Annotated in this window: 14 protein-coding genes and 1 riboswitch; of the genes, 13 read left to right on the forward strand and 1 reads right to left on the reverse strand. The window is 60.3% G+C overall.

Annotated features, from left to right (window positions below; all coding sequences use genetic code 11):
* Positions 1-68: 68 nt before the first annotated feature.
* Positions 69-278, reverse strand: a complete 210-nt coding sequence (locus PM3016_RS14715) for a DUF378 domain-containing protein (protein ID WP_013916439.1) — start codon at positions 276-278, stop codon at positions 69-71.
* Between the two features lie 190 nt (positions 279-468).
* On the opposite strand from PM3016_RS14715, the gene PM3016_RS14720 reads away from it, so the two are divergent.
* The 13 genes from PM3016_RS14720 to ytfJ all read left to right on the forward strand — a co-directional run bounded on the left by PM3016_RS14720 (position 469) and on the right by ytfJ (position 12,903).
* Positions 469-1,116 carry a stage V sporulation protein AA gene (locus PM3016_RS14720; protein ID WP_014370012.1) on the forward strand — a complete coding sequence of 216 codons (648 nt, stop codon included), beginning with the start codon at positions 469-471 and terminating at the stop codon, positions 1,114-1,116.
* A complete protein-coding gene (locus PM3016_RS14725; RefSeq protein WP_014370013.1) occupies positions 1,113-1,538 on the forward strand; it encodes a stage V sporulation protein AB in 426 nt (141 codons plus the stop codon). Before PM3016_RS14720 ends, PM3016_RS14725 begins: the two co-directional genes overlap by 4 nt.
* Before the next feature lie 74 nt (positions 1,539-1,612).
* Positions 1,613-3,580, forward strand: coding sequence for a spore germination protein (locus PM3016_RS14730; RefSeq protein WP_014370014.1), 1,968 nt, complete (start codon positions 1,613-1,615; stop codon positions 3,578-3,580).
* Between the two features lie 303 nt (positions 3,581-3,883).
* Positions 3,884-5,218, forward strand: coding sequence for a diaminopimelate decarboxylase (gene lysA / locus PM3016_RS14735; protein WP_014370015.1), 1,335 nt, complete (start codon positions 3,884-3,886; stop codon positions 5,216-5,218).
* A 145-nt stretch (positions 5,219-5,363) separates the two neighbouring features.
* Positions 5,364-5,795 (forward strand): peptidylprolyl isomerase, encoded by a 432-nt coding sequence (locus PM3016_RS14740; RefSeq protein WP_013916445.1) that lies wholly within the window; start codon positions 5,364-5,366, stop codon positions 5,793-5,795.
* Between the two features lie 30 nt (positions 5,796-5,825).
* A riboswitch (FMN riboswitch) is annotated at positions 5,826-5,998 on the forward strand.
* Positions 5,999-6,395: 397 nt separating this feature from the next.
* Positions 6,396-7,508, forward strand: a complete 1,113-nt coding sequence (gene ribD, locus PM3016_RS14745) for a bifunctional diaminohydroxyphosphoribosylaminopyrimidine deaminase/5-amino-6-(5-phosphoribosylamino)uracil reductase RibD (protein WP_014370016.1) — start codon at positions 6,396-6,398, stop codon at positions 7,506-7,508.
* A 38-nt stretch (positions 7,509-7,546) separates the two neighbouring features.
* Entirely contained in the window at positions 7,547-8,215 is a 669-nt protein-coding gene (ribE, locus tag PM3016_RS14750) for a riboflavin synthase (protein ID WP_013916447.1), read from the forward strand.
* A gap of 64 nt (positions 8,216-8,279) precedes the next feature.
* Positions 8,280-9,518 carry a bifunctional 3,4-dihydroxy-2-butanone-4-phosphate synthase/GTP cyclohydrolase II gene (locus PM3016_RS14755; protein WP_013916448.1) on the forward strand — a complete coding sequence of 413 codons (1,239 nt, stop codon included), beginning with the start codon at positions 8,280-8,282 and terminating at the stop codon, positions 9,516-9,518.
* 36 nt (positions 9,519-9,554) lie between these two features.
* On the forward strand, positions 9,555-10,025 hold the full coding sequence (gene ribH / locus PM3016_RS14760) for a 6,7-dimethyl-8-ribityllumazine synthase (protein ID WP_013916449.1): 471 nt from the start codon (positions 9,555-9,557) through the stop codon (positions 10,023-10,025).
* Between the two features lie 42 nt (positions 10,026-10,067).
* A complete protein-coding gene (locus tag PM3016_RS14765) occupies positions 10,068-10,853 on the forward strand; it encodes a segregation and condensation protein A (protein WP_013916450.1) in 786 nt (261 codons plus the stop codon).
* Positions 10,822-11,439: an SMC-Scp complex subunit ScpB gene (gene scpB, locus PM3016_RS14770; RefSeq protein ID WP_013916451.1), complete on the forward strand. Its 618-nt coding sequence runs from the start codon at positions 10,822-10,824 to the stop codon at positions 11,437-11,439. The genes PM3016_RS14765 and scpB overlap by 32 nt, the downstream gene beginning before the upstream one ends.
* Positions 11,440-11,561: 122 nt before the next feature.
* Positions 11,562-12,245: a DUF2953 domain-containing protein gene (locus PM3016_RS14775; protein WP_013916452.1), complete on the forward strand. Its 684-nt coding sequence runs from the start codon at positions 11,562-11,564 to the stop codon at positions 12,243-12,245.
* A 148-nt stretch (positions 12,246-12,393) separates the two neighbouring features.
* Entirely contained in the window at positions 12,394-12,903 is a 510-nt protein-coding gene (gene ytfJ / locus PM3016_RS14780) for a GerW family sporulation protein (RefSeq protein WP_014370017.1), read from the forward strand.
* Positions 12,904-12,916 lie beyond the last annotated feature (13 nt).

Below are 12,916 nucleotides of genomic sequence, written 5' to 3' on the forward strand. Positions count from 1 at the left end.
GCGGTTCTTTGGCGTTGCAGCAGGGACGGAGCCCGCCCGGCTGCCGGTATCCCGCTGCAGCCGGAAGACTATCTGGCACGGGAATCCTCGCGGAACAGCAGCTTCGTGCAGTAGAGTCCGGCCAGTCCCACAAGCGAATATACGATTCTCGCGATGCCAGAGGATTCGCGGTGCGCGTCTCCGCCTAGAATGGCGGACACGAGATCCCACTCAAACAAGCCGACGAGCAGCCAGTTTAAGGCCCCGACAATCACAAGGGTAAGAAACAATTTTTCCACAGTATGACACCTTCCTTGGAAGCGTAATGGTGTTCGGGTTATGCTTACGTTTACTTTTCGCAGAGGAAGAAGCTGCTATACGGAGGAGCAGACGCCACTTTTTGGCAGGAAGGGTTACGGTTATGCGGCCGCCGAAGGGGCTCATACTACGGATAACTAGCATAAAGCCTGGCAAGGGAGGAAATCTGCGATGCGTCCAGCTTCGGTGCCGTCTCTCTATATCCGTCTGCGGAAAAACCGGAGAATCGGGCGCGGCGAGCCGATCCGGCTCGGGCATGTCGCCCAGATTCTTCTCACCGGGCTGGACTCCGAGGAGGAGCTGAAGGACGTGGTGCTCTACGAGCCGCGGGAAGCGGACGGCTCTGTCGTCCTCGTCGACATGATGCTCATCGTGCGGAAGGTGAAGTCGCGCTTTCCGGAGCTTGCCATCGAATACTTCGGAGAGCCGCATACGCTGGTGGAGATCGGGGGGAAGGTCAAGCCGCCGAACCTGCTGCTGCTGGTCCTTGTATGGCTGCTGCTCTTCGTGGGCTCGGGCCTTGCGATCATGAACTTCCATGCAGACGTCAGTATGGCACAGGTGCACCAGCACATCTACAAGCTGCTGACGGGCAGGGAGTCCGCCCATCCGCTGCTTCTGCAGATTCCCTACTCTCTTGGGATCGGTATCGGGATGATCGTGTTCTTCAACCATCTGTTCAAGAAGAAGTTCAATGAGGAACCGAGTCCCCTTGAAGTGGAAATGTTCATGTATCAGGAGAATGTCAATCATTACGTCATTACCGAGGAGTACCACCGGATTCATGCGGAAGCCGTGAGAAGGGAGGAGGGGGATTGAGCGAGGTGCTGGCATGGGCCGTCCTCGGGTTCGTGGGCCTTGCGGGAGGGCTTGCCGTGGGAAGCGGTCTGGTGGCTTTCCTCGTGGTGCTCGACATTATCCCCCGGCTGGCCCAGATTACGCGCTCCTATTACAGGATCCGCTGGTACGAAGGGGCGGTCATTCTGGGAGCCCTGTTTTTCACGCTGACGGATTTTTTTGAATGGGAATACGGGCTGTTCCCGCTGGCCTCATCGCTCTTCGGGTTGTTCTCGGGGTGCTTCATCGGGATGCTGGCGGCCGCGCTCACCGAGGTGATCAACGTGCTGCCTATTCTGGCCAAGCGGATCGGGATGGAGCGATATATCATCTGGCTGCTCATGGCCATGATTCTCGGGAAGGTGCTCGGCTCCATGGTCGATTGGCTCGGCGTCATCGGGTGAATAACAGGGTCGTGAAGAGCCCATGGATCGGATAGAGGACTACAGACAGGACAGACACAGGAGGTGCTTGAGCAATGCAGAAGCAGTTGAAGCGGGCCAAATTGATCAAGAGCATTCCGCTGCGCAGGGAGGATCACGTAGAGGCGCACACCGAGCCGGAAGAGGAGCGGGACGAGCATCTGAAGGAGCAGCTGAAAGAAGAGCTTGAAGCGAAGCTGGAGGAGATCAAGGAGCAAAGCCTGGCGGCGAAGCCGGCCCGGACCGGGCTCAAAAGTCCCGGGGCCCAGAAGAAGGACCTCGAGAAGCTCGAGATCGATACGGAAGGGAATATCATCCACGCCCACCGCCGCGAGCCGGAGAAGAAGGAAGTGAAGAAAGATAGCCGGGGCATCAAGCCGGGCGAGAAGAACGACAAATCGCTCAAGGCCCAAAAAAAGCTGACCCCGCGCGAGGAGGAGCTCAAGGAAGCGGACGTGATCCCGAAGACCTTCGAGGAACTGAAGCGGGCGCTCGAAGAGCAGGTCGGGCTGAACAAAAGCTTCGACGTCATCTTCCGCGAGATGGTGTTCGGGGGGCAGAAGACCGGGATCTTCTACTTCAACGGCTTCGCCAAGGATACGGCGCTGATCTCGGTGCTCGAGCGGCTGTCCTATGCGGATTACGGGCAGGACCGGCGCCATGGGGCGTTCGACGAGAGAGAGGACCTGGGAGAACGGCGCAGGGCCGGTAAGGAAGCCGGGGATGCGCAGGGCCAAGGCGATGCGGAGAAAAAGGACGGGAAGCTGGGCGGGCTCGCCGTCATTGACCTGTTCGACGAAGCGTTGATTCCGCATATCCAGGTCGAGAAGGCCGCAAAGCTCAGCAAGGTGATCGATGCGGTCAGTGCCGGCGGCTCGGCGTTCTTCTTCGAAGGCCATTCGGAAGCGATCTGCGTGGACGCCAAGAGCTTCCCGGCCCGCAGCACCGAAGAGCCGGACCTCGAACGCGTCGTGCGCGGTTCGCGCGACGGCTTCGTCGAGACGCTCATGACCAATGTCACGCTGGTCCGCCGCCGGGTCCGGGATCCCCGCCTGAAGCTGGAGCTCACGAAGGTGGGTCAGCGCACGAAGAGCGATGTCTGTATCGCCTATATCTCGGATATCTGCGATATGGAGCTGGTGGAGGCCGTGAAGGATAAAATCCAGGCCGTGGAGGTCGACGGCCTGCCGCTGGCAGAGAAGCAGCTGGAGGAGGCGATTGTCGGGAGGGGATGGAATCCGTACCCGATGGTCCGGTATTCGGAGCGGCCGGACGTGGTATCCGCCCACCTGCTCGAAGGGCATGTGATCGTCATGGTCGATACGTCCCCGTCGGTCATGATCATTCCGACGACGTTCTTCCACCATGTGCAGCACGCCGAAGAATACAGGCAGACCCCGATTGTGGGCTCTTATCTGCGCTGGGTGCGGTTCCTCGGGATCGCTGCGTCGATCTTCCTGCTTCCCCTCTGGTACCTTGTCGTCTCCTCTCCGGAGCTCAAACCTGTAGGCCTCGAGTTCGTCGGGCCGCAGCAGGAAGGGCTCATTCCGCTGCTGGGGCAGTTTCTGATCGCCGAGCTCGGTATCGACCTCATGCGGATGGCGGCCGTGCATACGCCGACGCCGCTGGCTACCGCGATGGGCCTGGTCGCTGCGATCCTGATCGGGGATATTGCAGTGAAGACGGGGCTGTTCGTCAACGAGGTTATCATGTACCTGGCCGTAGCGGCGGTCGGTACGTTCGCCACCCCGAGCTATGAGCTTTCGCTGGCGAACCGGATCTCCAGGCTGGGCCTGCTCCTCGCCGCCGCCATCTTCCGGGTGCCGGGCTTCGTGCTCGCCTCCACATTCCTGGTGGTGTTCCTGTCGGTGCAGCGCTCTTACAACACGCCGTACATGTGGCCGTTCATTCCGTTCAATCTGAAGGCGATGGTAGACATTATGGTGCGCCGCCCGTTCCTCTCGATGAAGACGCGCATGAGCCTTACGAAGACGACGGACCGGACGCGGCAGCCCGTACGGTAAGCGGGAGCGGGGACTGCTGGACGCCTCCATCGCAGGTTTGGTTTATACAGCGGTACGGCAGCACGGCTGCACGGCAGAGAGTCCCGGCAAGGGGCTCTTTTTGCTTATACAGAAAAATGCCGATCCGGCACGCCCTCCACCGGGAAAACGGCAAAAAGCGGATGATCTTAGCTGTTGTCATCCCCGGGGACATATGGTACTTTAAATGTAATGTAAAACGATAGGACTATTATTTTATTATCCATAGGCATCCTCCGCCCCCCAAGGCGGACGGTTTTCAAGGGGAAGAAGGGGCAGGGCACGATGTATCTACACGGCACAAGCAAAATCAATGGGCAAGGACATTTGGAGATCGGCGGCTGCGACACGGTGGAGCTGGCCGCGCAGTGGGGCACTCCCCTGTATGTCATGGATGAAGAGCTGATCCGTCAGCGCTGCCGCGAATTCGTGGACGCCTTCCGGGCATCGGGTCTGCCGTTTCAGGTGGCCTATGCCAGCAAAGCCTTCTGCGTCATGGCCATGTGCCGGATCGTGGAGGAAGAGGGCATGTCGCTCGACGTCGTCTCGGACGGCGAACTGTACACCGCGCTGCAGGCGGGTTTTCCGGCGGAGCGGATTCACTTCCACGGCAACAACAAGACGCCGCAGGAGCTCGAGATGGCGGTTGACGCCAGAATCGGCTGCATCGTCGTCGATAATTTCGTAGAGCTTGCGATGCTGAACGCCATCGCCGGCGAGAAGAAGCAGCGGATGAAGATCCTGCTGCGGATCACGCCGGGGGTCGACGCGCATACGCATGAATTCATATCGACCGGACAGGAAGATTCCAAGTTCGGCTTCGACCTCGGCAACGGGGCCGCCAAGCAGGCGGTGGAGACGGCCTCGGCACTGCCGCACGTCGAGCTGCTGGGCATTCATTCCCACATCGGATCGCAGATCTTCGAGGTCGGCGGCTTCGAGCTGGCCGTGGACAAGATCACGAACTTCGCGGTAACCATGCGTGAGGAGCTCGGCGTTCTCTTCCCGGTCATCAACCTCGGCGGCGGCTTTGGCATCCGCTACGTCGACGGCGATACGCCGCTTCCCGTAGCGGAGTATGTCCGCGCCATTACGGATGCGGTGAAGTCGACGTTCGGCCGGCACGGCTACCCGCTGCCGGAGATCTGGACCGAGCCGGGCCGCAGCATTGTCGGCGAGGCCGGCACGACGCTGTATACGGTCGGCACGTACAAGGATATTCCGGGGGTGCGCAAGTACGTTGCCGTGGACGGCGGGATGACGGACAATCCGCGTCCGGCCTTATACGGCGCCAAGTATGAAGCGCTGCTTGCCAACCGGGCGAACGATGCTTCGGAAGAGACGGTCTCCATCGCCGGCAAGTGCTGCGAAAGCGGCGACATGCTGATCTGGGACGTGGAGCTGCCGGCGGTGAAGTCGGGCGATGTGCTTGCCGTGGGCAGCACGGGCGCCTACAACTATGCGATGGCGAGCAACTATAACCGGCTCCGCCGTCCCGCGGTCGTCTTCGTCAAGGACGGCCGGGCGGAAGTCGTCGTGAAGCGCGAGACCTTCGAGAACCTCGTCGGCAATGACGTGATTCCGGAGCGTCTTCAGCGTCCGGTGGTGAAGAGCCTCTAAACGCGGAGGGACCGGGCCGTACCCTGATTTAGCAGGGGCGGCCGGTCTATTTGTGCAAGAGCCCGTTTCATAGTAGAATAGAGAAGATCGGCCGGCAATCCTTGCGGCCACCATAATGGACAAGAATCTAAGGAGTGTACATATCATGGCTAAACAAGCGATTATCAAGATGGCAGACGGCAACGAAATCGTACTCGACCTGTTCGAGAATGACGCACCGAACACGGTGGCCAACTTCGAGAAGCTGGCGAACTCCGGCTTCTATAACGGCATTCCGTTCCACCGCGTCATTCCGGGCTTTGTAGCTCAAGGCGGCTGCCCACACGGTACCGGTACAGGCGGTCCCGGCTATACGATCAACTGCGAGATCAACCCGAACAAGCATGAGCGCGGAACGCTGGCCATGGCTCACGCCGGCCGCAACACGGGCGGAAGCCAGTTCTACATCTGCTACGCGCCGCAGCCTCATCTTGACGGCCAGCACACGGTGTTCGGCAAAGTCGTGAAGGGCATGGAGCATGTGGACGCGTTCAAGGGACGCGAGAAGATGGAAACCGTGCAGGTCGTGGAAGCGTAAGCTTGCGGCTCAGCAGTTAATTTCAATAGCTTGAACCTTCGGGGCAGGGTGAAATTCCCTACCGGCGGTGATGGACGGCTCACGAGTTGAGCCGCCCTCAGTCCGTGACCCGCGCATCTTCATTTCCTGGCGGAAAGGAAGATGCCGGTGGACTCGGTGCAATTCCGAGACCGACAGTATAGTCTGGATGGGAGAAGGGGAAGCGAAACGGATCGAATGTCCGGTCCGGGAAGAGCAAGCCAGGCGGGCGAGTCCCGTTCGAGCCTTGCTGTCCGCTGACGTGCGTTCATGACGCATCGTCTGTTCGGGCGCAGGCAGGAACAGGGAGCGGTGTGTCCGGCGGAGCTCTTGCCGTGATCGGGAGTAGCTTAATCCAAGCTTTCACATGCGACTACGGGTGTTTTACCCGGAAGGCGCGTGTACTTTCGCACATCCGATTTCGCTCTACCGCGATTCCTTTGGCCCCTTTTTGCTTCGGCAAACAGGGGCCTTTGTGCGTTTACCGGGAAGAATACCGGAGTAGGCGCGGAGCGGCCGAACGGGATGAACCGAAGCCCGGCGGCTGCTCCCGCAGGAACGACGGGGGAGGAGTGGAATGGGATGATCATCAATGACGAGATGTATATGCGGATTGCTCTTCAGCTGGCTGCCGCAGCCGCCGGCCAAACCGGCATCAACCCGGTCGTAGGCTGCGTGCTCGTCAAGGACGGGCGTGTGGTCGGTATGGGGGCCCATCTCAAGCGCGGCGATGCGCATGCCGAGATCCACGCGCTGAACATGGCCGGAGCCGAAGCGGCGGGCAGCACGGCCTACGTGACCCTGGAGCCCTGCAGCCATCACGGCCGTACCGGCCCCTGCAGCGACCGGCTGATCCGCGAAGGCGTCAAGCGGGTCGTCGTTGCCGCGGTGGACCCGAACCCCGTGGTGGCCGGCAGCGGCATCGCCCGGCTGCGGGCCCAGGGCATCGAGGTCACCGAAGGCGTGCTGGCGGCGGAGTCGGAGGCGCTCAACGAAGCGTTCAACAAATATATTGTGACGCGGAGGCCGTTCGTTACGGTGAAGACGGCGAGCACGCTGGACGGCAAAGTGGCCGCGGCGGGCGGCGACAGCAAGTGGATCACCGGGGAAGCCGCACGGGGCTACGTGCATACGCTGCGGCACCGCCACCAGGCGATCCTCACGGGCGTCGGCACGGTGATGGCCGATGATCCGCAGCTGACGACCCGGCTTCCGGTGCCCGGGCTCTCGCCGGTCCGCATCATCGCGGACTCGATGCTGCGGATCCCGCTGGAGTCGAAGCTGCTGCATGACGGCGAGGCGCCCGTGATCGTGCTCACGACGGCGGAGGCCCCGGAGGACCGCCGGCGTGCGCTGGAGGCGCTCGGCGTGCAGGTCATTGACTGCGGCCCGGGACCTGCGGTCGATCTCGAAGCCGCCCTCGCACGGCTCGGGGAGCTGGAGATCGGCTCCGTACTCGTGGAGGCGGGCGGCAAGCTGGCCGGCGCCTTCCTGGAGCGGCGGCTGGCCGACAAGCTTGTGCTGTTCTTCGCACCGAAGATTATCGGCGGCGGGGCGGAGGCCCCCGGCACGTTCGATTTCCCGGGGTTCCGTGCGATGCGGCAGGCGATTCGTCTTGAACGGATGACCGTAGAGACCTTCGGGGAGGATGTCTGCTTCACGGGATACCCCAGCTATGAGGCTGCCGACAGCTAGCTTGAAGCTGGCACGGCGGCGAAAGGAAGGAATCAACCATGTTTACTGGCATTATTGAAGAAATCGGTACGCTGCGGCGGATCGCCAGACAGGGGGAGGCCATGGTGCTGACCATCGGGGCAAGCCGCGTGCTGGAGGATGTGAAGCTCGGCGACAGCATCTCCGTCAATGGGGTCTGCTTAACGGTCGTGTCTTACGACAAGGAGTCGTTCACGGTCGACGTGATGCCGGAGACCTTCCGCCGGACGAACCTCGAGCGCCTGTCCTCCGGCTCGCCCCTCAACCTGGAGCGTGCGATGGCGGCCAACGGGCGGTTCGGCGGCCATATCGTGCAGGGCCATGTCGATTCAACCGGCACAATCGTGGGCCGCACCGCGGAGGCAAACGCCGTGGTGTTCCGTGTCTCGCCGAAGGACCCCGGCCTGCTCAAATATGTGCTGCCGCACGGCTCGATCACGATCGACGGAATCTCCCTGACCGTCGTAGAGGCGGACAACGCGGAATTCACGGTCTCGATCATTCCCCATACCCTGGCCGAGACCGTGCTGCAGCATAAGAAGCCCGGCGACGAAGTGAATCTCGAAGCGGACGTGCTCGGCAAGTATATCGAGCGGCTGCTTGGGTTCCAGGGAGGACAGGGGGGTTCCATGTCCCGTGCCCGCGGCCGGCTGACTGCCGATTTTTTGAGCGACAACGGGTTCCTCTAAAGGAGCCGGTACAAAGAGCAGGGCAGGAGACGGAGAGAACCGTACTGAAGGAGGGCGAGAGCTTATGTCGGAAGCAAATCAAGAAGGAAAGTCCCCGGAGCTCCGGTTTCATACCATTGAGGAGGCCTTGGCCGATCTGAATGAGGGGCGGGTCATTATCGTCGTCGACGACGAAGACCGCGAGAACGAGGGGGACTTTGTGGCGCTGGCCGAGAAATCCACGCCCGAAGTTATCAATTTCATGATTAAAGAAGGCCGCGGCCTGGTGTGCGTGCCGATTACCGAGGAACGGGCGCAGGAGCTCGATCTTCCGCCGATGGTCGCCCGCAATACCGATTACCACGGTACGGCGTTCACCGTATCGGTGGACGCGGTGGAGACGACCACCGGCATCTCGGCGGCGGAGCGCTCGCGTACCGTGCAGGCGCTGATCGACCCGGCGACGAAGCCCCATGCCTTCCGCCGTCCGGGCCACATGTTCCCGCTGGTGGCACGCAAGGGGGGCGTCCTGCGCCGTGCCGGCCACACGGAGGCGGCCGTGGATCTGGCCCGCCTGTGCGGGTCGTATCCGGCAGGCGTCATCTGCGAGGTGATCAAGGAAGACGGCGAGATGGCCCGTGTTCCCGAGCTGATGGAGATTGCGAAGAAGCATGACCTCAAGATCATTACGATCCAGGATCTGATCGCCTACCGCAACCGCATGGAGAAGCTCGTCCAGCGCGAGGTGGAAGTGCGCATGCCGACCGACTTCGGCGTCTTCACGGCCGTAGCCTACACGAACGATGTGGACGGCAAGGAGCATGTCGCCCTGGTCAAGGGCGGTATCGACAGCAGCCGTCCTACACTGGTGCGCGTGCATTCGGAGTGCCTTACCGGCGACGTATTCCACTCCCACCGCTGCGACTGCGGACCGCAGCTGGCCGCCGCGCTGAAGCAGATCGACGAGGCTGGCGAAGGCGTGCTGCTCTACATGCGCCAGGAAGGGCGCGGAATCGGTCTGATCAACAAGCTAAAAGCCTACAAGCTGCAGGAGACGGGGCTTGACACGGTGGACGCGAACCTGCAGCTCGGCTTCGCGGCGGATCTGCGGGATTACGGCATCGGGGCGCAGATCCTGAGAGATCTCGGCGTCGGCCAGATCCGCCTCATGACGAACAACCCGCGCAAGATCCGCGGACTTGAGGGCTACGGCCTGCAGGTGGTTGAGCGGGTGCCGCTGCAGATGCAGGAGAATGAGGACAATACGGGCTATCTGCATACGAAGCGCAGCAAGCTCGGGCATTTGCTTGAATTTAACATCTAAAAATTTGTTCAATCATGGAAGGGAAGTTGAAGACATATGGCGAAAGTATACGAAGGACATTTGGTATCTCAGGGACTGCGTTACGGTATTGTGGTAGGAAGGTTCAACGAATTCATTACGAATAAGCTGCTCGGCGGCGCGCTCGATGCGCTGAAGCGTCACGGCGTGCAGGAAGACGAGATTGAGATTGCCTGGGTGCCGGGCGCCTTTGAAATTCCGCTGATCACCCAGAAGATGGCTGAGAGCGGCCGGTACGATGCGGTGATTACCCTCGGTGCGGTGATCCGCGGGAGCACGCCTCACTTTGACTATGTGTGCAGCGAAGCGGCCAAAGGCGTGGCGGCCATCGCGCTGAAGACGGGCGTGCCTACGATCTTCGGCGTGCTGACGACCGATTCCATCGAACAGGCGGTTGAGCGTGCGGGCACGAAGGCCGGCAACAAGGGCTGGGAAGCCGCGGCAAGCGCCATCGAGATGGCCAACCTCTCCAAGCAATTCGCGAAGTAACGAAGCCACAGTTCCTGGGCAGTAAGGGGGAACAGACCACAAGTGAAAGTCACGGTAAAGCTGGAAACCTTCGAGGGCCCCCTTGATTTGCTGCTTCACTTGATAGATCAGGCGGAAGTCGATATCTACGACATTCCGATTAAGGACATTACCGATCAGTATATGGAATACCTTGGGGCGATGCAGGAGCTGGAGCTCGAGGTCACGAGCGAGTTTCTCGTCATGGCCGCGACCCTGCTCTCCATCAAGAGCAAGATGCTCCTGCCGAAGCCGCCGGTGCTCGATCTCGAGTTCGACGATTACATGCAGGACGAGGATTACGATCCCCGGGCCGAGCTCGTCGCAAAGCTCATTGAGTACCGCAAATACAAGGCGATCGCGGAACACCTCCGGGACAAGGAGTCCGAGCGCAGCCTGATCTATACGCGGGAGCCGGAGGACCTGACGCCTTACACTCCGGTGAAGCCGGAGAATCCGGTGGAAGGGCTCCATGTCGCCGATCTCGTGCGCGCCTTCCGGAAGGCGCTCCGGCGCATGGAGAGCCGGAGCAGTGTGGCGCGCATCCGCAAGGATGAGATCTCCGTGAAGGACCGGATGTTCCAGGTCGTTGACCTGCTCGCCCGCGAGCGCGGCCCTGTATTTTTCTCCAGGCTGCTGGAGCAGGAGGCGTCCAAGGATTCCATCGTAGTGACCTTCCTGGCTCTTCTGGAGCTCATGAAGGTGAAGAAGATTACGTGCTATCAGCACAAGCTGTTTGACGACATTGTGATACAGGCAAGAGAGGATGGAGCAGCGAATGGATTCTGGGCAGATGAAATCAGTTATTGAAGGCTTGCTGTTTGTGGCGGGGGACGAAGGACTGAGCGCCAAGCAGCTGGCTGAAGTGCTGGAACATGATGCCGCTTTTGTGAAGGAGCTGGTGAAGGACCTGCAGAAGGATCTGAAACGGACCCAGAGGGGCATCCAGATTGTGGAGCTCGCCGGGACATTTCAGCTGACGACGGTTCCGGACCATGCCCCTTACTTCGAGCGGCTGGCCCACTCACCCTCCCGTTCCTCCCTCTCTCAAGCCGCGCTGGAGACGCTGGCCATCGTGGCCTACAAGCAGCCGATCACGAGAGTCGAGATTGAGGAGATCCGCGGCGTCAAGGCAGAGAAGGCCCTTCAGACCCTGGTATCGAAGGATCTGATTCAGGAGGTCGACCGGGCGGATGCGCCGGGCCGGCCGATCCTGTACGGAACGACCAAAGCGTTCCTCGATTACTTTGCCCTCGGATCGATCGACGATCTGCCCGAGACCACGCTCTTCGAAGACGATGAGAATCTGGAGGAAGAAACACGCCTCCTGTTCGAGAAGCTTGAAGGCCAGCAGATTACGTTCGACGAGCTGGCATTGGGCCAGGAATCGCGCTAGGCGCATGCGTTTGGCAGATTAGGGTCACAATAACTCCTGTGGAAAAGAAGCGGACGCTTCTTGGTACCGGGAGTTTTTTTGTCGTATGCGTACTGTTTGCGGCAGGGGAGGAACGAATACCGATGATATGGGCTTGGGCAGCCGCAGGCCTGGCGGCCATCGCGATCGCGGCTTTGGTGCTGAGTCAGGTGACGATACAGATTGGTTTCAGCCAAAAAGGCAAGGATGAAGACATCACCGTCAATGCGAAGGCGCTGTTCGGCTTGGTGAAGCTGAAATTCGAGATTCCCTTCATCCGGTTTAAGAACCTGCAGGAAGGGTTTGAAGTGAAGGCAAAGGCCAAGCAGGTGAATTCAACCGCCGGGCAGCTCCTTGGCCAGGCGATGGAGAATATCGGACCGGAGATGCTGAGGAAGGCTTACGAGAACATCCGGAAGCTCCTCGAGAACACCTTGAATTTCAACGAGTGGCTGCGTCATATGCTCGGCCGTGTCCGATGCACGCAGATGGATTGGAAGACGACGGTCGGCATCGGGGATGCGGCGGAGACCGCTTTTCTCGCAGGAGCGTTTTGGGGGATCAAAACCTCGATTCTCGGGCTCTTGTTCCGCTACATTCCGCTGGAAGGACAGCCGCGGCTCGCGGTGGTGCCGGCATTTAACCAGACTCTGATAGCGGTGGAAGTGATGTGCACGTTCCGGATCCGGATGGCTTATATCCTTCTGTCCGGCGTGCAGCTGCTTTGGAGAGTGTTGAAGGTCAAGGGAGGCCTCAAGGCTTGGCGGAACGTGCTGCTGCCATCGTAAGTCGATGGATCGGTCCCGCCCCGGCTGTCTGCGCCCGAGGCGGCTTACGGCCTTGAGGCCCTTCGCAATGGAATACGGCCGAAGCATCAAGGGAAGCCTAACGAATGGCTAGTCAGTCTACACAACTTCTGATCAGGAGGGAACAGCGATGACAGAACATCCGATTCAAGGTCTTATGAAAACGGCCATGGAGAATATCAAGGAAATGGTCGACGTGAATACGATTGTCGGTGATCCCGTAGAGACACCGGACGGCAGCGTAATTATGCCGATCAGTAAGGTAGGCTTCGGTTTTGCGGCAGGGGGCAGCGAGTTCGTAACCACGGAAGAGGCTAACCCTCCGGGGCTTACCCGCCACGAATCCCACAATGCCCAGGTCGCTCTTCCGTTTGGCGGCGGCAGCGGCGGCGGCGTGTCCATTACGCCGATCGCTTTTCTCGTTGTAGGCAAGCAGGGCGTAAAGATCGTACCGCTCGATAACCAGACGCATCTGCTGGAGCGCCTGATCGATTCCGCCCCTCAGGTGGTGGACCGCATTCAATCCATGATGAAGAGCGGCGGCGGCGGCAAGTCGCAGGGCTCCGAGCAGAGCTCTTCCGCAAATGCCGGTGCGACGACGGTGACGAATAACATCGAGAATCAGAACTTTATCGTGTAGCTCCATTTCTTTT

The sequence above is a fragment of the Paenibacillus mucilaginosus 3016 genome, assembly GCF_000250655.1.
Classification (GTDB): Bacteria; Bacillota; Bacilli; order Paenibacillales; family NBRC-103111; genus Paenibacillus_G; species Paenibacillus_G mucilaginosus.